This window comes from Marinobacterium iners DSM 11526 (assembly GCF_900107855.1).
GTDB classification, from domain to species: Bacteria; Pseudomonadota; Gammaproteobacteria; order Pseudomonadales; family Balneatricaceae; genus Marinobacterium; species Marinobacterium iners.
In genome coordinates this window covers 246,610-267,555 of record NZ_FNRJ01000001.1, presented here as the reverse complement: position 1 = coordinate 267,555, position 20,946 = coordinate 246,610, and the positions used below count along the sequence as shown (strand labels likewise).

The 20,946-nt window shown below is 55.1% G+C and carries 20 protein-coding genes; 19 read left to right on the top strand and 1 reads right to left on the bottom strand.

Annotated features, from left to right (window positions below):
- The first annotated feature begins 14 nt into the window (after nt 1-14).
- From BLV48_RS01380 to BLV48_RS01315, 14 genes are all read left to right on the top strand, one after another.
- Nucleotides 15-944 (top strand): catechol 2,3-dioxygenase, encoded by a 930-nt coding sequence (locus tag BLV48_RS01380; protein ID WP_091821883.1) that lies wholly within the window; start codon nt 15-17, stop codon nt 942-944.
- Between the two features lie 110 nt (nt 945-1,054).
- Entirely contained in the window at nt 1,055-1,348 is a 294-nt protein-coding gene (locus tag BLV48_RS01375; protein WP_091821881.1) for a phenol hydroxylase subunit, read from the top strand.
- 55 nt (nt 1,349-1,403) lie between these two features.
- Nucleotides 1,404-2,387, top strand: coding sequence for an aromatic/alkene monooxygenase hydroxylase subunit beta (locus BLV48_RS01370; protein ID WP_091821879.1), 984 nt, complete (start codon nt 1,404-1,406; stop codon nt 2,385-2,387).
- An 11-nt stretch (nt 2,388-2,398) separates the two neighbouring features.
- A complete protein-coding gene (locus BLV48_RS01365) occupies nt 2,399-2,668 on the top strand; it encodes an MmoB/DmpM family protein (protein WP_091821876.1) in 270 nt (89 codons plus the stop codon).
- A 16-nt stretch (nt 2,669-2,684) separates the two neighbouring features.
- Complete coding sequence (locus tag BLV48_RS01360; protein WP_091821873.1) at nt 2,685-4,184, top strand: aromatic/alkene/methane monooxygenase hydroxylase/oxygenase subunit alpha; 1,500 nt, start codon at nt 2,685-2,687, stop codon at nt 4,182-4,184.
- 77 nt (nt 4,185-4,261) lie between these two features.
- Entirely contained in the window at nt 4,262-4,624 is a 363-nt protein-coding gene (locus BLV48_RS01355; protein WP_091821870.1) for a phenol hydroxylase subunit P4, read from the top strand.
- Nucleotides 4,625-4,642: 18 nt separating this feature from the next.
- Nucleotides 4,643-5,704, top strand: a complete 1,062-nt coding sequence (locus BLV48_RS01350; protein ID WP_091821867.1) for an NADH:ubiquinone reductase (Na(+)-transporting) subunit F — start codon at nt 4,643-4,645, stop codon at nt 5,702-5,704.
- Nucleotides 5,705-5,990: 286 nt separating this feature from the next.
- Nucleotides 5,991-7,451: a 2-hydroxymuconic semialdehyde dehydrogenase gene (locus BLV48_RS01345; protein WP_091822844.1), complete on the top strand. Its 1,461-nt coding sequence runs from the start codon at nt 5,991-5,993 to the stop codon at nt 7,449-7,451.
- 8 nt (nt 7,452-7,459) lie between these two features.
- Complete coding sequence (gene dmpE, locus BLV48_RS01340; protein WP_091821864.1) at nt 7,460-8,257, top strand: 2-oxopent-4-enoate hydratase; 798 nt, start codon at nt 7,460-7,462, stop codon at nt 8,255-8,257.
- Nucleotides 8,257-9,051 carry a 2-oxo-3-hexenedioate decarboxylase gene (gene dmpH, locus BLV48_RS01335; RefSeq protein WP_091821860.1) on the top strand — a complete coding sequence of 265 codons (795 nt, stop codon included), beginning with the start codon at nt 8,257-8,259 and terminating at the stop codon, nt 9,049-9,051. Before dmpE ends, dmpH begins: the two co-directional genes overlap by 1 nt.
- Before the next feature lie 15 nt (nt 9,052-9,066).
- A complete protein-coding gene (locus tag BLV48_RS01330) occupies nt 9,067-9,294 on the top strand; it encodes a tautomerase family protein (RefSeq protein WP_091821859.1) in 228 nt (75 codons plus the stop codon).
- Nucleotides 9,291-10,205, top strand: a complete 915-nt coding sequence (locus BLV48_RS01325; RefSeq protein ID WP_091821858.1) for an acetaldehyde dehydrogenase (acetylating) — start codon at nt 9,291-9,293, stop codon at nt 10,203-10,205. Before BLV48_RS01330 ends, BLV48_RS01325 begins: the two co-directional genes overlap by 4 nt.
- The gene (gene dmpG / locus BLV48_RS01320) at nt 10,205-11,248 is read left to right on the top strand and encodes a 4-hydroxy-2-oxovalerate aldolase (RefSeq protein ID WP_091821857.1); all 1,044 of its coding nucleotides are present in this window, start codon (nt 10,205-10,207) and stop codon (nt 11,246-11,248) included. Before BLV48_RS01325 ends, dmpG begins: the two co-directional genes overlap by 1 nt.
- On the top strand, nt 11,248-11,568 hold the full coding sequence (locus BLV48_RS01315; RefSeq protein ID WP_217632918.1) for a 2Fe-2S iron-sulfur cluster binding domain-containing protein: 321 nt from the start codon (nt 11,248-11,250) through the stop codon (nt 11,566-11,568). The genes dmpG and BLV48_RS01315 overlap by 1 nt, the downstream gene beginning before the upstream one ends.
- A 57-nt stretch (nt 11,569-11,625) precedes the next feature.
- Here the strand turns inward: BLV48_RS01315 and BLV48_RS01310 are convergent, their stop codons facing one another.
- The gene (locus BLV48_RS01310) at nt 11,626-12,537 is read right to left on the bottom strand and encodes a LysR family transcriptional regulator (protein WP_091821856.1); all 912 of its coding nucleotides are present in this window, start codon (nt 12,535-12,537) and stop codon (nt 11,626-11,628) included.
- Nucleotides 12,538-12,708: 171 nt separating this feature from the next.
- On the opposite strand from BLV48_RS01310, the gene BLV48_RS01305 reads away from it, so the two are divergent.
- From BLV48_RS01305 to BLV48_RS01285, 5 genes are all read left to right on the top strand, one after another.
- Nucleotides 12,709-14,391 (top strand): DUF1302 domain-containing protein, encoded by a 1,683-nt coding sequence (locus BLV48_RS01305; RefSeq protein WP_217632917.1) that lies wholly within the window; start codon nt 12,709-12,711, stop codon nt 14,389-14,391.
- Nucleotides 14,392-14,423: 32 nt separating this feature from the next.
- A complete protein-coding gene (locus BLV48_RS01300; RefSeq protein ID WP_091821855.1) occupies nt 14,424-15,776 on the top strand; it encodes a DUF1329 domain-containing protein in 1,353 nt (450 codons plus the stop codon).
- A 92-nt stretch (nt 15,777-15,868) separates the two neighbouring features.
- On the top strand, nt 15,869-16,987 hold the full coding sequence (locus tag BLV48_RS01295; protein WP_091821854.1) for a WD40/YVTN/BNR-like repeat-containing protein: 1,119 nt from the start codon (nt 15,869-15,871) through the stop codon (nt 16,985-16,987).
- The gene (locus BLV48_RS01290; RefSeq protein ID WP_091821853.1) at nt 16,987-19,374 is read left to right on the top strand and encodes an efflux RND transporter permease subunit; all 2,388 of its coding nucleotides are present in this window, start codon (nt 16,987-16,989) and stop codon (nt 19,372-19,374) included. Before BLV48_RS01295 ends, BLV48_RS01290 begins: the two co-directional genes overlap by 1 nt.
- Before the next feature lie 54 nt (nt 19,375-19,428).
- Nucleotides 19,429-20,925, top strand: coding sequence for a methyl-accepting chemotaxis protein (locus tag BLV48_RS01285; RefSeq protein ID WP_091821852.1), 1,497 nt, complete (start codon nt 19,429-19,431; stop codon nt 20,923-20,925).
- Nucleotides 20,926-20,946 lie beyond the last annotated feature (21 nt).

Sequence of the window (20,946 nt, the reverse complement as noted above, 5' to 3'; positions counted from 1 at the left end):
AGGAGTTACAGAATATGGCGATGACAGGTGTATTGCGTCCCGGACACGCACAGGTTCGAGTACTGGATCTTGAAGAGGGTATCAAGTTCTATCGTGATGTCATGGGGCTGGTTGAAACCGGTCGCGATGAGCATGGCCGAGTGTACTTCAAGTGCTGGGATGAGCGGGATCACAGCAGTTATATAATCCGTGAAGCAGATCAGGCAGGCATCGACTTCTTCGGCTTCAAGGTATTGGATGAAGCGACATTGGATCAACTGGAAGCGGATCTGCAGGCCTATGGGATCGAAACCCGCCGCATGCCCGCGGGTGATCTGCTGGAGACCGGCGAGCGGGTCCGCTTTACGTTGCCGTCGGGTCATGAAATGGAGCTGTATGCCACCAAAACCGCCTGTGGCAACGGCATGTCGATGGTCAACCCCGCCCCCTGGTATGACGAGTCTGAAAAGGGTATTGCTCCTTTAAGACTGGATCATGCTCTGCTGTACGGCCCCAATATTGCTGAAGTCAAAAAGATCTTTACCGACGTGCTGGGCTTCTTTCTGGTCGAGCGCGTCATCGGCGAGGATGGCGAAAGTGAAGCCGCCATCTGGTTGTCCTGTTCCCACAAGGTGCATGATATCGCCTTTGCCGAATACCCAGAGCCCGGCAAGTTGCATCACTGTTCATTCCTGATGGAAAGCTGGGAAAAGGTGCTGCGTGCCGGTGACATCATGTCGATGAATGACGTGGCGGTCGATATCGGCCCGACCCGTCATGGCATCACCCGTGGCTGTACCATCTACGCCTGGGACCCTTCCGGTAACCGCTTTGAAACCTTCATGGGCGGTTATCAACCCTATCCCGATTATGAACCCCTGACTTGGACGTTCGACAACTTCGCGCAGGGGCTGGATTACCCTCAACGCAAGCTGCATGAGACGTTCCTGACGGTCGTTAGCTAAGCCGACCAATAATCGCCATTTCTGTGTGGGAGACAGACCTGAGATCTGTCTCTGGGACCTCCTTGCGCCTGATGTATGGGGGTGGTTTTTAAAAACAAGGGGTTATGAATATGCATCTGGTCAAGAAAGATCACGGGTGCGATGGCCTGAGGCGCCTGACCAAGTTCATCAGAGTGAGAAGCGGTCCCGAGTCTCGCTTTGTCGAGTTTGATTTTGCCATTGGCGATCCCTCCCTGTTCGTCGAGCTGGTGATGCCTCAAAAGGCTTTCGAGCATTTCTGTGCCGTCAATGACGTAGTGCACATGAGTGAAGAGCAAATGCATGCTGTAGACGCCGAAATGGAAAAGTGGCGCTACGGAGACGGCACCTTGATGGCCCGTAACCATGATCATGGCGCCGAATAGCGGGCCCGAAGACACAGCAGCATAACAACAACAGCAGCAGCTGGAGACATTGAACATGAGTTTAGAGATTAAAACATCAACGCTGGAGCCAGTACGCAATACGTTTGCGCACATCGAGCGGCGCTTTGGTGACAAACCGGCCACGCGCTATCAGGAAGCGACGTACGACGTTCAAGCCGAAGCCAACTTCCACTACCGTCCCTATTGGGACCCTGAGCGCGAACTGAATGACCCGCGGCGCACAGAGCTGGTGATGCAGGACTGGTACTCCCTGAAAGACCCGCGTCAGTTCTATTACGGCACCTATGTGCAGCAGCGCGCCAGGATGCAAGAGATTGCCGAGAGCAATTTTGCCTTTTTCGAGAAGAGAGGCTTGGCGGAGCAGCTTGGTGACGCGGTGCGTTCTGAGGTGATTCGGTACTTGATACCTCTGCGCCATATTGAGCATACCGCCAACCTGAACAACATGTACGGAACCGCCTATGGCTATGGCACGGCGATTACGCAGGCGCTGCTGTATGACGGCATGGATCGTTTGGGTATCGCCCAGTATCTGTCTCGTATCGGGCTGCTGCTGGACGGTAACAGCGGTGAGGTGCTTAAGGAGGCCAAGAGCCTGTGGATGAACGATCCCATCTGGCAGGGCACGCGCGCGCTGTGTGAAGAAACCCTGGTGGTGAAAGACTGGTTCGAGCTCTTTCTTGCTCAGGATCTGGTGATCGATACCTTGATGCATGAGCTGTTCTATAACCAGTTTGATCAAAAACTGACTCAAAACGGTGGCCGTGATATCGCCATGCTGACGGAATTCATGCAGCAGTGGAACAAGGATACCGGACGCTGGGTGGATGCGGTGATCAAAACCGCTGCCGCCGAATCCGAGCACAACAAGGCTCTTATGGCCAAATGGATTGAAACCTGGCGTGGCAAGGCTACTGAGGCCTTGGCACCGGTCGCCGAGGAGATGCTGGGTGCGGATGCACTGGCAACCGCGTTGACCGTTCTCGATAAACGTGTGGCGAAAGCCGGTATCCAGTAAGGAGCAGACCCATGTCAAAGGTGTATATCGCACTGCAGGATAACGACGAGTCCCGCTATATCGTCGAAGCAATAGAAGAAGACAATCCGGACGTTACCGTGATCCATAACCCGGCCATGATCCGCATCGAAAATGAAGGGCATCTGGTGGTCAGGAAAAGCACGGTCGAGGAAAAAATGGGCCGTGACTGGGAGGTTCAGGAGTTGCATTTGAACCTGATTACTCTGGGCGGCAATGTCGATGAAGACGATGACCAGCTGAGTCTGTCCTGGAACTCATAATAAAAAGGTGAACACAATGGCAGCCAAAAAACTGAACCTGAAAGACAAGTACGGCCTGTTGACCCGTGATCTGGACTGGGAATTCTCCTACCAGGATCGTAAGGAGGCGTTTCCGTTTGAAGAGTTCGAAGGCATCAAGATCACCGACTGGGACAAGTGGGAAGATCCCTTCCGCCTGACCATGGACGCCTACTGGAAATACCAGTCCGAGAAAGAGAAGAAGCTGTATGCCATTCTGGATGCCTTTGCCCAGAACAATGGCCAGCTGAACGTGACCGACCCGCGTTACGTTAACGCCATCAAAATCTTTTTGACCGCGATTTCGCCACAGGAATATCAGGCGCATCAGGGCTTTGCCCACATCGGTCGCCAGTATGGCGGTGTTGGTGCCCGTGTTGCCTGCCAGATGCAGTCGCTGGACGAACTGCGCCATGTGCAGACCCAGGTCCATGCCATGAGCCAGTACAACAAATACTTTGATGGCTTCCAGAACTGGTCGCACATGCAGGACCGCCTCTGGTACCTGTCGGTGCCGACCTCATTCTTCCATGATGCCCGCAGTGCCGGTCCGTTCGAGTTTCTTGTCGCAATCGGTTTCAGCTTTGAATACGTGTTGACCAACCTGCTGTTCGTACCGTTCATGTCCGGTGCTGCCTATAACGGTGACATGGCGACCGTGACTTTCGGTTTCTCGGCTCAGTCCGATGAAGCACGTCACATGACGCTGGGTCTTGAGGTGATCAAGTTCCTGCTGGAACAACATGAAGACAACGTGCCGATCGTACAGAAATGGATCGACAAGTGGTTCTGGCGCGGCACCCGCCTGCTCAGCGTGGTGGCGATGATGATGGATTACATGCTGCCGAACAAGGTGATGAGCTGGCAGGAAGCCTGGGAGGTCTACTTCGAGGAAGCCGGTGGCGCCCTGTTCAAGGATCTGGTGCGTTATGGTATCAGGATTCCGAAATTTGCCGATCAGGTTGAGAAGGAAAAAGAGCACGTGTCCCATCAGACCTGGTGGACCTTTTACACCTATGGTCAGGCGGCCGGTTTCCACACCTGGATTCCGACTGACGAAGAGCTGGACTGGCTGAGCGAGAAATATCCCAACACCTTCGACAAGTACTACCGCCCACGCTGGGAGTATGCCAAGCAGCTCGAGGCCGAGGGCAAGCGTTTCTACAACGGCACACTGTTGCAGCTGTGCTCAACCTGCCAGTTACCGCTGCTGTTCACCGAGATGGATGATCCGACGCTGATTGCCCATCGTGAGACCCACTACCAGGGTGAGCATTATCACTTCTGCTCCGATGGCTGTAAGGAGATCTTCGAAGAGGAGCCAGAAAAGTACGTGCAGTCCTGGCTGCCGGTCCATCAGATCTATCAGGGCAACTGCGGTGGTCCCGATCTGCCGGGGATTCTGGAGTTTTGCGGCATCAATCTGGGCAGCGACAATCTGGACATCAAGGGCTCGCCTGACGAAGTGCGCTGGAAAGAGTGGAAAGGTGTGGCCTAACCCTTCATCGACAACATGTGTACCCACAACCTGCCGCCAAAGCCGCGTGGCAGGTTGTGAAACCGAGGACAAAAACAATGCCAGTACATGCTTATACGCCTGAATATCGGGGCGAAGTCAGAGACCGTGCAGAGAACTTTCACGGCAACCATGTAGTGTATGTCTGCTGGGAGCGTCACCTTCTTTTTTCATGTCCGTTCTCCTTTTTGGTGCCCAAGGGCATGACCTTTCGTCAACTGCGTGATCAGTTGATGGCCGAAGCCTATGGTCAACATCCCGAGTGGAGACAGATCGACTGGGAGCAGGTCAACTGGACGCTCAGTCATCAGTCATTCCAGCCAGAGCTGGATAAGGCCTTGGACGAGCAGGGGATTGGCCACAAGGCCAGCGTGCGGTTCAGTACGCCCGGCCTGAACGGAATCAGCGGTGCATCCATCTAGGCCGAGGAGAGAGCAGTCATGAGTTATGAAGTCACGGTAGAGCCAACCGGTGATGTAATTGAGGTAGAGGAGGGACAGACCATTCTGGACGCAGCCTTGCGTCAGGGTGTGTGGCTGCCTTTTGCCTGCGGTCACGGCACTTGTGCCACCTGCAAGGTGCAAGTGCTGGAGGGCGATGCCGATCTTGGCAATGCCTCTCCCTTTGCCCTGATGGACATGGAGCGTGAGGAGGGCAAGGTGTTGGCCTGCTGCGCCATACCCGAGTCGGATATGGTAATTGAGGCTGATATCGATGTTGATCCGGACTTCGAGGGTTACCCGGTGCATGACTTTGTTGGCACCGTGACTGACATCGTTGATCTGTCCCCAACCATCAAGAGGGTCACATTTGAGTTGGACAATGACATGGCATTTCAGGCCGGGCAGTACGTCAACCTGCGTATTCCCGGTGTCGAAGGCACACGTGCCTTTTCCATTGCCAACAAGCCATCGGACAGCCGCGGGCTGGAGTTGCATGTGCGGCTTGTATCCGGTGGTGCGGGTACCACCTGGTTGCATGAAACCCTGCAGGTAGGTGATACGCTCAATGTGTCCGGGCCCTACGGTCAGTTTTTCGTGCGCAAGTCTGATGATCAGGGCGCGATTTTCATCGCCGGTGGTTCAGGCCTGTCCAGTCCACAGTCAATGATTCTGGACATGCTGGAAGAGGGCGATACGCGTCAGATCTACCTCTTTCAGGGCGCGCGCAATGTCACTGAACTGTATAACCGTGAATTGTTCGAGACGCTGGACCGCGAGCATGAAAACTTCCACTACATTCCCGCTCTGAACGAGCCTCAGGATGAGGACTGCTGGGATGGTTTCAAGGGCTTTGTCCACGAAGCGGCGGCGAAGTACTTCGACAATCACTTCAGTGGTCACAAGGCCTATCTGTGTGGACCGCCACCGATGATCGACGCGGCCATTACCACGTTGATGCAGGGGCGTCTGTTTGAGCGTGACATCCACATGGAACGTTTTGTAACCGCCGCGGATGGGGCTCAGGAGCAAACGCGTTCGGCCTTGTTCAAGCGAATTTGAATTTTATGCAGGCCTGAAAACCTGTTTGCCATAGCTGTCGGTCCGATGGACTCTGAGAGGGCCTTGGACAGCTTTTTTGCGGAACCATCCTGACGGAGGTTCCGCTTTTTGTATTGGGAGAGTGTTCATTTAATACCTAATAAGTATCAAGAATGACAATAAATAGTATTAGATGGTATGGGTTTGGTTGATTAGTCTGTGGAGAGTTCTCGAATTTCATTACCGGATTGAGTGTGGGTATTCGAGCGTGGATTTCCAAACCAATCAAACCACAGGTCAAACCGAGATGCGCCTGATCAATAATTTCATAAACGGGCAGTTCGAGGTCGCTGAGCACGACAAGCGCTTCGAGAAACGTTCACCAGTCAACAACGAAATTATCGCGTCCATCGCCGAAGCGGGACGTTCTGATGTGGATCGTGCCGTGATATCGGCCCGCAACGCCCTGCAGGGTGAGTGGGGTCGGATCTCACCCGAACAGCGCGTAGACCTGCTGTACGGCGTGGCGGACGAAATTACCCGCCGCTTCGACGAGTTTGTCGAGGCCGAAATGGCTGATACCGGACAGCCGCACCATGTCATGACCCATGCGTTTATTCCTCGCGGTGCCGCCAATTTCAAGGTGTTTGCCGATGTAGTCAAGAACGTGGCCAGTGAATCCTTCAGAACCTCCACACCCGATGGTCGAGGCGCCCTGAACTACGCCATGCGTGTCCCCAAGGGTGTGATCGGCGTGATCTCGCCCTGGAATGCGCCCTTCCTGCTGATGACCTGGAAAGTCGGGCCGGCGCTGGCCTGTGGCAACACCGTGGTGGTCAAGCCCTCGGAAGAGACGCCGCTGACGGCCGCGCTGTTGGGCGAAGTGATGAACAGCGTTGGCATTCCGCAGGGCGTCTATAACGTGATCAACGGCTTTGGCCCCAATTCGGCGGGCGAATTCCTGACCCAGCATCCGCAGGTGGATGCGATTACCTTCACCGGCGAAACCCGTACCGGTACCGCGATCATGAAGGCCGCCGCCGAAGGCACTCGTGATGTGTCCTTCGAAATGGGCGGCAAGAACGCCGGCATCGTGTTCGCCGATTGCGATTTCGACGCGGCGGTCGACGGCATCTTCCGTTCCGCCTTCCTCAACAGCGGCCAGGTCTGTCTGGGCACGGAGCGTGTCTACGTTGAACGCCCGCTGTTCGAACGCTTCGTGAACGCCCTTAAAACCAGGGCTGAAAGTGTTCGTTTTGGTCACCCACTGGACAAGGCGTCCAACTATGGCCCGCTGATCAGCAGTGAGCACCGTGAAAAGGTACTGTCCTACTACCGCAAGGCGGTTGAAGAAGGAGCGACTGTTGTTACCGGGGGGGGCATACCCGAGATGTCCGCAGAGCTGGCCGCGGGCAACTGGATCGAGCCGACCATCTGGACCGGCCTGGCCGATGATGCCGCTGTGGTGACCGAGGAAATATTTGGCCCCTGCTGCCATATTCGTCCCTTCGACACTGAAGAGGAGGTGGTGGCCCTGGCCAACAATACCGACTACGGCCTTTCGACCACCATCTGGACCCAGGATCTGACCCGGGCGCACCGCATGGCCGAGCGCGTTGATGTCGGTATCACCTGGATCAATAGCTGGTTCCTGCGCGATTTGCGCACCGCTTTCGGCGGCTCCAAACAGTCCGGTATCGGCCGTGAGGGGGGCGTGCACTCGCTGGAGTTCTACACCGAAACTCGCAATGTCTGCATCAAGCTCTGAGGTGAAAAATGGAGACTAACAGAATTCAAGAGCTCGGTGATGCGCTGTACACCGCCTTCGTCGAGCGTCGCACGATTGCGCCGCTGACCGATCAGCTGCCCGACCTCACGCTTGAGGATGCCTACCGCATTCAGGAGCGCTTTATCGCCCGTCGCCTTGAAGCCGGTGAACGCATTGTCGGCAAAAAAATCGGTGCCACCAGCAAGCCGGTGCAACAGTTTCTCGGGGTCTATCAGCCTGATTTCGGTCAGTTGACGTCCGGTATGGTGTTCACCGGTGGCGCCACTCTGGACCTGAACGGGCTGATCCAGCCCAAGGCCGAGGCTGAGCTGGCTTTTGTGTTAAAGGAGGATTTAAACGGTCCGGGCATCACGGCGATGGATGTGATCAGGGCCACCGATTACGTAGTGCCCTGCTTCGAGATCGTCGATTCCCGCATCGATGACTGGAAAATCAAGATTCAGGACACGGTGGCGGATAACGCTTCCTGTGGCGTCTATGTGCTGGGCGAAACCAGGGGGGATCCACGCAAGCTGGATCTGACGCTGGCCGGCATGGTGCTGGAGAAAAACGGCGAGCTGTTTTCCACCGGCGTGGGCGCTGCGGTGCAGGGCTCTCCGGTCAATGCTGTGGTCTGGTTGGCCAATACCCTCGGTGAGCTGGGTATCCCATTCAAGGCCGGCGAGGTGATTCTGTCCGGTTCACAGTCACAGTTGGTGCCGGTCGTCGATGGTGACGAGCTGGTGTGCACGGTCGGTGGTCTGGGCAGTTGCCGCGTCAAGTTCAGCGGAAGGAGTGCAGTCTGATGGTTACCCTGTCTCGTGAAGATATCGTACGTCTGTGTGAGCGTGTTGAGGGGGCTCAGACCCGAGCCTACGCGATCCCGAAACTGACCGACGAATATCCCAATATGACCATGGCTGATGGCTATGCGATTCAAACCGAACTGCGCCGTCGATTTATCGAGCAGGGACATGCCCTGATCGGCTGGAAAGCGGGCCTGACCTCCAGGGCCAAAATGAAACAGATGGGTGTGGATGTACCGTCCATTGGCTTTCTGACCGACAGAATGGCGCGACCGGAAAACTCCTCGATCTCGGTATCCGATCTGGTGCACCCGCGGGTGGAGTGCGAGGTGGCTTTCGTCACGAAGGCGGACTTGAGTGGCCCTGACTGTACCGCCGAGCAGGTGCTGGCCGCGACCGACTATGTGCTGCCGGCCATCGAGATCATTGACTCCCGTTTTTCGGGTTTCAAGTTCGATCTGGAAAGTGTCGTGGCTGATAACGGCTCTTCCGCGCGCTTTGTCAGTGGTGGCCGTGCGCGCTATCCGGATGAGCTGGATCTGCGCACGCTGGGCGTCGTGCTGGAGAAAAACGGTGAAATCGTCGAGATGGGGGCCGCTGCTGAAGTACTGGGGCATCCTGCCGAAGCGGTCGCGATGCTGGTCAATATTCTGCATGACCTGGGTGAAACACTGCCGGCCGGCAGTTTTGTCATGAGCGGTGGTATCACCGCCGCTGTAGCGGTACAGCCCGGCGATCACATCAATGCCCGATTCCAGGAACTGGGCTCCATCTCCATTCGATTCGAACAATAACAACAGGACTGATTCATGCCAATTATCGAAATGCATCTGCTGGTGGGACGCAGCAGTGAGGACAAGGCCCGTGCGGCCAGCGCCATTACAGCCGCTGCTGCGGAAAGCCTGGGAGTGAAGCCGGATACCGTACGTATCCTGATCACTGAACATGGGAAGGATGAGTTTTATGTAGCGGGTCGGGCCGGTCGTGCCAGCGATCAGGCTGCAGCTGAGGCGGCTCAGCAGGAGGCGACGAAGTGAAAAAGATCAAATGTGCCCTGATCGGGTCCGGCAACATCGGTACTGACCTGATCTACAAAATCCAGCGCAGCCCGGTGCTAGAGCCCGTCTGGATGGTCGGAATCGACCCCGAATCAGAAGGCCTGGCGCGTGCGCGGGAGATGGGGCTGAAGGTCACGGCAGATGGCGTGGATGGGCTCTTGCCGCATGTAATTGAAGATGGTATCCAGATCGCGTTCGATGCCACCAGTGCCTATGTACATGCCGAGAACAGCCGCAAGCTGAATGCACTGGGCGTGATGATGATCGATCTGACGCCGGCGGCGATCGGCCCGCTCTGTGTGCCGCCGGTCAATCTGGCCGAGCATGCCGACAAACAGGAGATGAACGTGAACATGATTTCCTGTGCCGGTCAGGCCACCATCCCGATCGTGAACGCCGTATCACGCATCCAGTCGGTAGAGTATGCCGAGATCATTGCCAGTCTGTCGTCACGCTCCATTGGGCCAGGCACTCGCGCCAATCTGGATGAGTTCACCTACACCACGTCCAACGCCATCGAAGTGGTGGGGGGGGCGAAGAAGGGCAAGGCGCTGGCGATCATTAATCCGGCCGAGCCGCCGATGATTATGCGTAATACCATCTACTGCCTCACCGAAGGAGAGCCGGATCAGGATAGCATTCGTGATTCTATCCTGACGATGATCGGGGAAGTGCAGAAGTATGTACCCGGTTACAAGCTGGTCAACGGCCCGAGCTTTGACGGCAACAAGGTCGCCGTATTCATGGAAGTGGAAGGCCTGGGTGACTACCTGCCCAAATACGCCGGCAATCTGGACATCATGACCGCCGCCGCCACGCGTACGGCTGAAATGTTTGCCGAAGAAATCCTGTCTGGAAAAATCGAACTCAAACCGGTGGAGGTGGCCTGATGAGCACACTGAAAGGTCGCAACGTCCTTCTGCACGACATGTGTCTGCGAGATGGCATGCATGCGCTGCGTGAGCAGATCAGCGTTAAGCAGATGATCAAGGTTGCCACGGCACTGGATGATGCCGGTGTGCCCTATATCCAGGTCACCCATGGTGCGGGTCTGGGCGGCAATTCACTGCAGCACGGTTTCGCGCTGGCGAGTAACGAGGAATACATCACGGCGGTGGCATCGCGCATGAAGCAGGCCAAGGTATCGGTGCTACTGATTCCGGGATTGGGGACCATGAAAGAGTTGCGTTCAGCCTATGACTGTGGGGCTCGCAGCGTCCATGTGGCGACCCACTGCACAGAGGCGGATACCTCGCCGCAGCATATCGCCTGTGCGCGCGAACTGGGCATGGATACCTCGGGCTTTCTGATGATGTCTCATCTGAACGATGCCAGGGGACTGGCCGAGCAGGGCAAGCTGATGGAGTCCTACGGCGCCAATACCGTCTACATCACCGACTCTGCAGGGTACATGTTGCCGCAGGATGTGTCCGAGCGTGTCAGTGCGTTGCGTGATGTGCTCAATCCGGAAACCGAAATCGGCTTCCACGGCCATCATAACCTGGGCATGGGGATCTCCAACTCCATCGCGGCGATCGAAGCCGGTGCAACCCGCATTGACGGTTCGGTGGCCGGGCTGGGTGCGGGGGCCGGGAACACACCGCTGGAGGTGTTCGCCGCAGTATGCGAGCGCATGGGTATTGAAACCGGTATCGACCTGTTCAAGCTGATGGATGTGGGCGAAGAGATTATCGTACCGATGATGGAGCATATCGTGCGAGTGGATCGAGAGTCTCTGACATTGGGCTATGCCGGTGTCTACTCCACCTTCCTGCTGCACGCCAAGCGGGCCGGAGCGCGTTTCGGCATTCCGGCGCGCGATATTCTGGTAGAGCTTGGCCGCAAGAAAATGATCGGTGGTCAGGAAGACATGATTCAGGATACTGCGATGACCATGGCGAAGGAGCGCGGACTGTTGGCAAGTGATGCCTGATGATGGATGCCCAGATCAAATTCAGTGTTGAAATCGTCGACAGTGATGAAACCTTTGTCTGCAGCAGTACGCAAAACGTACTGGAGGGGATGGTTCGACTGGGACGTCGTGGCATCCCCTCAGGCTGTCGGGGCGGCGGCTGTGGCGTTTGCAAGGTCGAAGTGCTTCACGGTCATTACCGCAGCAAAAGGATGAGCCGCAGTCACATCAATGAGGATGATCTGGAACATGATCGCGTGTTGGCGTGCAGGATTTATCCCGAAAGTGACCTCATCATCCGTGTCATAGGCAAGATGAAAGGCAGATTTGAACCGGACTAAAGAACCGAGCGGGACTGCTTCGTTTACTCTCCCCCTTCAGCCAGGGATGGCTTCTTTTTAGCGTTCAGTCTCAAGGGGCTGCTGTCTGGAATACTCCCGAACCGTACCCAGAAATGCCTTCAGAATTGGAGACTGGTCTCCCTCCCGATAAATGCAGCTGAGGTCAGCGCTCGCCCCGGGAGGTGTATTGGTCAGGGGAATATAGGTGACGCCTGGCAAGGTAAGCGTGCGTGCCGCTTCCGATACAAGGCAGACACCGAAGCCACTGGCAACCAGTGCGACCCCCGTCAATACATCATCCACTTCCTGGGAAATCTGCGGAGCAAAGCCCGATAGCTCACACATCTTCAATACCTTATCAATGAAGTTGGGGCGGCTCTGTGCGGGGAACAGAATCAACGGGTGATTGGCAATCTCGCGGAAATCGATCACGGGCAGGGCGGCCAGAGGCGATGAATCACTTACGGCCAGCACTAACTTTTCGGTGATCACCAGCTCTGTCCTGATGTCGCTCTGAGGTTCGACCATGCGATTGAAACCGATCGTGATGCGTTGCTGGCGCAGCGCTTCGATCTGCGAGTGCTTGTCCATTGTGTGCAGCACAATCTTGACGTCAGGGTAGGTGTTTCGAAATGTCAGCAGGATGCGAGGGATCGTCTCGAGAATGCCCGAGCCAAAGATGGCAATGTCCAAACGGCCGAGGCGGCCCTGTCCTGCGCGTTGGGTACGCTCGGTTGCCTGCTCAATCAGCGCAAAAATGTTGCGTGCTTCCTGCAGAAACAGGGCCCCGGCATGTGTGATCTCCATCCCCTTGGCCGTGCGGGTAAACAGCTGAACGCCCAGTTCCTCTTCAAGTTGCTGGATCTGACGCGTTAACGGTGGCTGGGAAATGTTAAGGACAGTCGCCGCTCGGCTGATGTGTCCTTCCTCGGCCACGGTTACAAAGTATTTCAGCTTCCTGAGGTCCATGGGTATGTCTCATCAAAGCGGTTTTTTATACGTTTATTCATACCTTATGGGTATGAAGATGGTTAGTCAATTGTATTGGAAGGTAATTGATCAGTTCTATAACGTACAAAATATCCGTGATTGCCAGGGCAAGAGCGAGACAAGAATAAAAAATAATACAAAGGAGATCGCATGATGAGCATGCAATTTAATCCTTCGATGCCAGCCACTATTGGCACTCGGCGCACATTGCCTGTAGTGGTGGGGTTGATCACTCTCGCCTGTGCAACAGGCGTTGAAGCCTTCCAGATCGACAGCTCCAACCCCGACATCCGCATGACTTGGGATAATACGATCAAGTACAGCCTGGGGTATCGTCTCAAGGATGCCGACCCCGATGTGGCCGACAACTCCATTGGACCACAGGCCAACACCAACGATGGTGACCTTAACTTCGATAAGGGGCTGATCTCAAACCGTCTGGATATTCTGTCGCAGTTCAACCTGTCCTATAAACGCAAATACGGTTTGCGCCTCACGGGTGCGGCCTGGTATGACGATGTCTATCACCGTGACACCGATAATCCGGGAGCCCTCGGTGGTGCATTGGTCAACTCTCGCTCAGTGGATTACACCCAATTCACCGATGCCACCAAGGATCTGCATGGTGGTGATGCCGAGATTCTTGACGCCTTTGCCTACGGCAATTTCAACGTGGCTGACAAAAGCCTGAACCTGAAATTGGGACGCTTTACACAGCTGTACGGCGAAAGCCTCTTTTTTGGCTCGAACGGTATTGCGGCGGCCCAGACCTCTTTGGATCTGGTCAAGGCACTGTCGGTACCCAACTCCCAGTTCCAGGAAATTCTGCGCCCGGTGGGTCAGTTGTCTGGCCAGATGCAGTTAAGTTCTGATCTCACGATCGGTGCCTACTACCAGCTGGAGTGGCGCAAGACGCGTATCCCCGGCGCTGGCAGCTACTTCAGCTTTGCCGACTTCGTCGATGAAGGCGGTGAAAGCCTGATACTGGGGCCGGGAGCGGTCGTGTATCGCGGTGAAGACATTGAACCCAGTGACAGTGGCCAGTTCGGTATGCAGGTACGTTTCAAGACTGACAACGCCGAATATGGCCTGTATGCCGCCCAGTTCCACGAAAAACTGCCTCAGTTCTACGCGCGCCCGGGCTCTAACGTACAGCCGGGCAGTGTAGGTGACTACGTCGAGGTGTTTGGCGAAGACATTCGCACTGTGGGTGCCAGCTTCAGTACGCTGGTCGGCGAGACCAATGTGGCGGGCGAATTGTCATTCCGTGACAACCAGCCTTTAGTAGCCAGCGGCAATACTGTTATTACCAACCAGTTCTCGGACGGTGACAACAATGCCGCCTATCCGGTTGGTCGCACCATGCACTTGAACCTCTCCATGATCAGCGTGTTGCCCGAAAGTGCCCTCTGGGATGGCGCTACCTTCATCGGCGAATTCGCCTACAACCGCCGGCTGAGCATCAGCGATAACGCCGATCAGCTTGATCCATCCGCCACCCGCAGTGCCAGTGCGCTGCAGTTTGTGTTCACTCCGGAATACTTTCAGGTACTGCCTGGATTGGATCTGAAAACGCCGATCGGTGTGGGATATGGTCTGTCCGGGCGTTCTTCCGTTAACGGCGTGCTGTTCCCGTCTGAGGGTGGCGGCAACATCAGTCTGGGCCTGACAGCCGATTACCAGCGTATCTGGCAGGCTGCACTCAATTACACCCATTACATCGGCAGTGCCGGTTCGATCGTGAAGTACGGTACGGCGGTACCGGAGCTGTCCTACGACAACTTCCACGGTGACCGTGACTTCATCTCACTGTCGATCCAGCGCACGTTTTGATCTGTTACGAACTCGTGGTTAGGAGAACAATAATGAAATCCACTTCATCCATTCTGGCCGGTGTTGCGGCCCTGTTAATTGTGGCACCGCAGGTGCAGGCGGGTGTTTCTGCCGAGGAAGCGGCTCGCTTGAGTGTCGACCTGACACCACTTGGCGGTGAAAAAGCCGCTAATGCCGATGGCAGCATTCCCGCCTGGACGGGCGGTATGACCGAGATGCTGCCCGGTGACTATATTGGCGACATTCCCAAGTCCATTTTTGCCGATGAAAAGCCGTTGTACCAAGTGACGGCACAAAACATGTCTCAATATCAGGCGCTGCTGAGCGATGGCGTACAGGCCATGCTGCAGAAATACCCGGACAGTTTCCGGCTTGATGTCTATCCAACTCACCGTACCATGGCGGCGCCTCAATCGGTGTATGACAACACCCTGGCGAATGCGACTCGATGCAAGCTGATTGAGGGTGGCTACTCCGTTGAGGGTTGTGCAGGCGGTATCCCGTTCCCGATTCCACAGGAAGGCGTGGAAGTGATGTGGAACTTCCTGATGCGTGTGGAAGCGCCGTCTATTGAGTACACGTTCAAGAACATTGTGGGTAATGCCGATGGCAGTCATACCCTGGCGACCCGTAATGACATCTCCTTCCAGTATCCGCAGTACTACAAGGATGCAACGCCACAAGACTGGTCAGGCGAGTACTCAATGTTCCGTTTCAATACGCTGGAACCGCCTTTCAAGGCCGGTGAGTCTCTGGTGGTACGAGACAGCATTGATCGTGATCAGCCGCGTCAGGCATGGCAGTATCTGCTGGGGCAGCGACGCGTGCGTCGTGCTCCGACAGTCTCTTACGATACCCCGGACTTCGTGGCCTCAGGTGCCAACTACTTCGATGAGGTACAGGGCTTCTTCGGTTCTGTTGATCGCTTCAACTGGACGTTGAAAGGCAAACAGGAACTGTTGGTACCCTACAACACCAACAACTTTGTCGGCGCTTCACTTGATGATGCTCTGAGCACATACCACCTGAATCCGGATCACATGCGTTGGGAAAAGCACCGTGTATGGGTTGTAGAAGCCAATGTGGCTGATGGCAAGCGTCATGCCGTGCCCAAGCGAACCTATTATGTTGACGAAGACAGCTGGCTGGTCCTGCTGGTTGATGGTTACGACGCTGAAGACAAGCTGTGGCGGACATCCATGGTAACGCCTTTTGTCGTGCCCAAGATACCAACCTTGATGATGAAAACCGCCACCGTGTTCAATCTGCAGGCCAACACCATGAGCGTGATTCAGGCCCTGAACGAAGAAAACTTCCGCATTGTTGAGACTAAACCGGAAACCTTCTTCACTGGTGATGCTGTTGCTGCAGAAGCCATTCGCTAAAACTGAGTCGCCTGCATCGGTATTGCCGGTGCAGGCGACTCGGCCAATTACCGGGCAGGTACCCGGTAAACCCGCCAGTTGAGTAGTCAAAGATGAAAATAAAAAACGCCAGATTCAACCAGGTGTTGAAAGCCTCGGTATTGAGCACGCTGCTGATCAGTGCAGCTGACTTTTCATTGGCTCAGCCTGCAGATCGAAACTCAGTGCCCGATCTTCTGGAATTGCCGGCACAGCAAGCCGCCCGAGGACTCCAGTCGATCCAGCTCGGTATCGCGTTGGCAGGTGAGCGTCTTGTCTCGGTAGGTGAGAAGGGCATTGTTCTGTTGTCGGATGATAACGGGCGCAGCTGGCGCCAGAGCTCAGGTGTACCGGTCAGCGTAACGTTGACTGATGTTGAGTTTGCTTCACCCATGGACGGCTGGGCTGCCGGCCATAGTGGTGTGATTCTTCACACGGCCGATGGCGGCGAAACCTGGACGTTGCAAATGGATGGCTACAAGGCCGCCGATCTGATTTATCAGGAAGCCAGGCGCAGGCTTGATGCCGGTATGCCGGACGCAGAAGATGCCGTCCGCAATGCCGAATACCTTGTCAAGGAAGGCGCCGACAAGCCGTTTCTTGACCTGTTCTTTGCTGACCAAAACCGGGGTTGGGCGGTCGGTGCCTATGGCATCGCCCTGCATACCCTTGATGGGGGGCAGAGCTGGCAGTCCAGTGTGGAGCTGATTCCAAACACGGGTGGCCGACATCTTTACTCGGTCCAGATGGAAGGCAGTCGTCGCATCATTGCCGGTGAGCAGGGGAATCTGTTCCGACACGGGGCCGAGGCGTTGACCTACTCCCGAGTGGAAACCCCCTATGAGGGAACGTTCTTCGGTTTTGTGCCCTTGTACAACGATGAGTTGCTGGTATTTGGGCTCAGAGGAAATGTCTGGTGCAGCAGCAATGCGGGCTGGGAGGCGATTGATCTCGGCTCGGAGGCGACCCTGACGGCAGGGCTTAAACTGAAGGATGGCCACATTCTATTGGCTGACGAGGGTGGCCATCTGATGCTGGGCAACGACCGAGGCCTGGATTTCAAGAAGCTGGATATCAACCCGGTACCTTCAATTACAGACATGACGCTTGCCCGTGATGGCGCCCTGATACTCGCCACCGCAAGGGGCCCCGTGCGTCTGGAAGATTCCATTTTTGCGTTGGAAGACAAGTGATGAATAGCTCCAATCAAGCCCATACAGGTGAGATGATTCGTCACCTGGAAGATTTTGATACCCGTTCCGGTCGGCTGACGGAGCGGCTTCTGTTTAACAATCGTATCGCCGTGATCCTGATTTGCATGGCGATTACAGTGTTTCTGGGGATGCAGTCAATCAATCTTGGCATGAGTGCAGCCTTTGAAAAGATGATTCCAACCAGTCATCCCTTCATCGTTAATTTCCTTGAAAACCGCAAACAAATGGCGGGTACGGGCAATACCCTTCGGATTGCGGTTGAAAACGCGGAAGGCACCATCTTCGATGCCGAGTACATGGACACCTTGCGAAAAATCCACGACGAGATTTTTCTGTTGCCCGGTGTCGATCGCCCCTTCATGAAATCACTTTGGGCGCCGGCCGTACGCTGGACCGGCGTGACAGAAGAGGGTCTGGACGGAGGCCCTGTCATACCGGATGGATATGATGGTTCGGCTGAAAGCCTCGATCAGGTACGCAACAATGTTGAGCGGTCAGGCGAGATCGGTCAGCTTGTGGCAGCAAACTTCAAGTCTTCCATTCTGTTGGTGCCGCTGCAGGAAACTGATGCATCAACGGGAGAGCGCATTGACTACCATGCGTTCTCGCAGCAGCTCGAAGAGTTGAGAAGCAAGTACGAATCAAACAAGGTTCGCATCCATATCACCGGATTTGCAAAGGTCGTGGGCGATCTGATCGAGGGGCTGAAGCAGGTGTTGCTGTTCTTTGCCCTGACGATCGCCATCGCGATGCTTGTACTTTATCTTTATACCCGCTGCCTCCGCAGCACGTTGTTGGTCGTGCTGAGTTCGCTGACGGCTGTGGTTTGGCTGCTGGGATTGTTGCCCCTGCTGGGCTACGACCTGGATCCCTACTCGATTCTCGTTCCTTTTCTGGTGTTTGCCATCGGCATGAGTCATGGCGCGCAGAAAATGAACGGCATCATGCAGGATATTGGTCGAGGTGTGCACAAGTTGCTGGCAGCGCGTTACACCTTCCGTCGCCTTTTTCTGGCCGGTTTGACAGCCTTGCTGTCTGATGCGATTGGCTTCGCTGTTCTGATGGTCATTGATATTCCGGTGATTCAGGATCTGGCAGTGACGGCCAGCATCGGTGTAGCGGTGTTGATTTTTACCAATTTGATCCTGTTGCCTGTGCTCCTGTCTTACACTGGAGTGAATGCAAAAGCTGCCGAACGCAGTATTCGTGCTGAGATTGCCGATCTCAACGATACGGAACATAGCAAACACCCATTCTGGGCATGGCTGGACCTGTTCACCCAAAAACGTTACGCGACGCTTGTTGTGGTCTTTTCTATTGCGCTGGGTGGCGTTGGGCTGGTCGTCAGCTCCAAGGTTAGAATCGGTGATACCGGTCAGGGAGCACCGGAACTGCGAGCGGACTCGCGTTACAACCTGGATAACAGGTTCATGGTAGACAACTACGCCGCCAGCAGTGACGTCTATGTTGTAATGGTGCGCACGGGGCAGTATGAGTGTGCGCACTATGACACACTGATGGCTGTCGATGCTCTGGAGCGTCAGCTGGCCCAGTTGCCGGCCGTGGAGTCCACCAGTTCACTTGCCGGACTGGCCAAGATTGCGCAGGTCGGCATGAATGAAGGCAGCCTTAAATGGTATGGCATTCCGCGTTCTCAGGGGATGTTGAATGCCATTATCACACGGGCACCGCGTGAGCTGTTTAATCAAAACTGTGATTTGCTGACTGTTTATGCCTACCTTAAAGACCACAAAGCCGATACGTTGCACAGCGTCGTCGAAACAGTGGAGCGTTTCGCGGCCCAATACAACAGTGACAAGATCCGCTTTTTGAGTGCCGCCGGCAATGCCGGTATCGAAGCCGCCACCAATATCGTGGTGGAAAAGGCCAATGTGCAAATGCTGGTGCTGGTCTATTCCGCCGTTATCCTGCTTGCTTTCATTACCTTCCGGTCCTGGCGTGCGGTTGTGTGTGCGGTACTGCCCTTGATGTTGACATCCATACTCTGCCAGGCGCTGATGGTTTGGCTGAATATTGGGGTTAAGGTGGCAACACTGCCCGTGATTGCATTGGGCGTCGGTATCGGGGTCGATTATGCCCTCTATATTCTCACAGTGACCATGGCGCGCCTGAAAGAAGGAAAAACGTTGTCAGAGGCTTACTATCAGGCCCTGCTGTTTACCGGAAAAGTGGTTGTGTTGACTGGCATTACACTGGGTGTGGCGGTCTTTACCTGGGTGCTGTCGCCCATCAAGTTCCAGGCGGACATGGGTATCCTACTGGCATTCATGTTCATCTGGAACATGCTCGGAGCACTGATATTGCTGCCCTCTCTGGGGTACTTCTTGCTTAGAAAAAAAGCATGACATAAACACGCGATTTCATGACAGGGATGTCCTTTTATTCTTGAGTAATCTCTGATGACTATAAAAACAAAGCTGAAATCAGAGCGCCTTTTATTGGCTGCGCTCGTGCTGGTGCTGGTGTGTATTATTTACAGTGCCGGTGGTTTTCAATTGAAGGCACTCACCGGTTTCGCCCTGTTGCTGGCAGTGGGCTACCATCTTTCAAGTGAGGCACGGGAAAAGCGGTTGGTAAACGCGGCTGACCGGGTTTGCGCTCTTTTCGAGACAGACGCGAGCCGCAGATCCACGGCTGAACAGCTGCTTCAGCTCAATGACGTGTTGGCTGAGAAGGTCACTAAAGCGGCACGCATCAACGAATTGACCCGTTCGCTTTCCAATGCGGCGGGCAGTCTGGTGTCAAACTTCACACAAATTGTTGCGACGGCTGATCGTCAGGCGCTGCTGGCTGAGCAGACAACAACTGTTGTTCAACGTGTGGCGGGGCATGCATCAGACATCAGTCAACAGGCCACCGAGCTGGTCGATGTATCGTCTTTGGTACAGGACGGCGCACAGCAGGGGAATGGCACGGCCAGTCAAATGGCGGAAAATGCGGCAACGATGCTGGACGTGATCACAAGGGTTTCCGGTGATTTTGGTACGGTACGCAATGATGTTGCACGTATAGGGGAGATCGTAAGCATCATTCAGGAAATTGCCGGCAAGACCAATCTGTTGGCACTGAATGCTGCCATAGAAGCTGCGCGGGCAGGTGAAAACGGGCGTGGTTTTGCAGTGGTCGCTGATGAGGTACGCCAGCTCGCCGAGCGTACCGAACGCTCCACTCAGGATGTCAGGCAGATCATTGACAGTATTGGAGCGGGCATTGAAAAGCTTGATGTACAGCTGACAGTCGCTACAGAGACAACAGAGACGGTGCATGGCGTGGCGGAGGAGGTATCGGCTCTATTGAACAGTATTGATGAGCATGCAGCCATCGCTTCGCAAGAAGCAGAGCGCATGCTGGGTGGTGCCGATGCTCAATTGCATATCACGGGCCAGTTGACGACGTCGGCGCATGAGGGTCAGCAGTTGTCCAACCGCCTCGATCAGCTCGTTAATAGCTGTAATGAGGATATACGTCAGCTGACGATGCAGTTCACGACGATCAAGGATATGGCCAGTGATCTGGATGTGACGGCAAGTGATCATGCGCTCCTGATGGATTTAATTGAAGAGATACGTTTGAATAACATCATGATCATGAATGCGCGAACCTCTGATCAGGTCGTGCCATTTATCAGGCGCGTTCGGCAAATCGATGGCTTTATCGACATGCAAGTGGATCGGATCAGCGGTGCCTGTCACACCAACACGGCCCCCCAGCTTAAAGACCAGCTCATAACGGCATTGCGAACAGCGATCAGGGATTACCGTTCGTCCCGGGATGTGATTTTTCAGTTGGCCGAACGTGGTGAACTGTTGCAGGCCAGAGAGTTGGGGGTGCAGCAGGTCCGACCGGCATACCAGAAAGTCAAACAAGCCTGTGAAGCTATATTGACACTGGCGTAGGCCCGGGTCTTCCTCAATACC

Coding starts and splice junctions, on each gene's coding strand:
- dmpH (WP_091821860.1), top strand. CDS start 8,257: ATGGTTACCCTGTCTCGTGAAGATATCGTACGTCTGTGTGAGCGTGTT.
- BLV48_RS01290 (WP_091821853.1), top strand. CDS start 16,987: ATGAATAGCTCCAATCAAGCCCATACAGGTGAGATGATTCGTCACCTG.
- dmpE (WP_091821864.1), top strand. CDS start 7,460: ATGGAGACTAACAGAATTCAAGAGCTCGGTGATGCGCTGTACACCGCC.
- BLV48_RS01380 (WP_091821883.1), top strand. CDS start 15: ATGGCGATGACAGGTGTATTGCGTCCCGGACACGCACAGGTTCGAGTA.
- BLV48_RS01330 (WP_091821859.1), top strand. CDS start 9,067: ATGCCAATTATCGAAATGCATCTGCTGGTGGGACGCAGCAGTGAGGAC.
- BLV48_RS01285 (WP_091821852.1), top strand. CDS start 19,429: ATGACTATAAAAACAAAGCTGAAATCAGAGCGCCTTTTATTGGCTGCG.
- dmpG (WP_091821857.1), top strand. CDS start 10,205: ATGAGCACACTGAAAGGTCGCAACGTCCTTCTGCACGACATGTGTCTG.
- BLV48_RS01305 (WP_217632917.1), top strand. CDS start 12,709: ATGATGAGCATGCAATTTAATCCTTCGATGCCAGCCACTATTGGCACT.
- BLV48_RS01375 (WP_091821881.1), top strand. CDS start 1,055: ATGCATCTGGTCAAGAAAGATCACGGGTGCGATGGCCTGAGGCGCCTG.
- BLV48_RS01295 (WP_091821854.1), top strand. CDS start 15,869: ATGAAAATAAAAAACGCCAGATTCAACCAGGTGTTGAAAGCCTCGGTA.
- BLV48_RS01345 (WP_091822844.1), top strand. CDS start 5,991: ATGCGCCTGATCAATAATTTCATAAACGGGCAGTTCGAGGTCGCTGAG.
- BLV48_RS01360 (WP_091821873.1), top strand. CDS start 2,685: ATGGCAGCCAAAAAACTGAACCTGAAAGACAAGTACGGCCTGTTGACC.
- BLV48_RS01315 (WP_217632918.1), top strand. CDS start 11,248: ATGATGGATGCCCAGATCAAATTCAGTGTTGAAATCGTCGACAGTGAT.
- BLV48_RS01365 (WP_091821876.1), top strand. CDS start 2,399: ATGTCAAAGGTGTATATCGCACTGCAGGATAACGACGAGTCCCGCTAT.
- BLV48_RS01370 (WP_091821879.1), top strand. CDS start 1,404: ATGAGTTTAGAGATTAAAACATCAACGCTGGAGCCAGTACGCAATACG.
- BLV48_RS01350 (WP_091821867.1), top strand. CDS start 4,643: ATGAGTTATGAAGTCACGGTAGAGCCAACCGGTGATGTAATTGAGGTA.
- BLV48_RS01355 (WP_091821870.1), top strand. CDS start 4,262: ATGCCAGTACATGCTTATACGCCTGAATATCGGGGCGAAGTCAGAGAC.
- BLV48_RS01300 (WP_091821855.1), top strand. CDS start 14,424: ATGAAATCCACTTCATCCATTCTGGCCGGTGTTGCGGCCCTGTTAATT.
- BLV48_RS01310 (WP_091821856.1), bottom strand. CDS start 12,537: ATGGACCTCAGGAAGCTGAAATACTTTGTAACCGTGGCCGAGGAAGGA.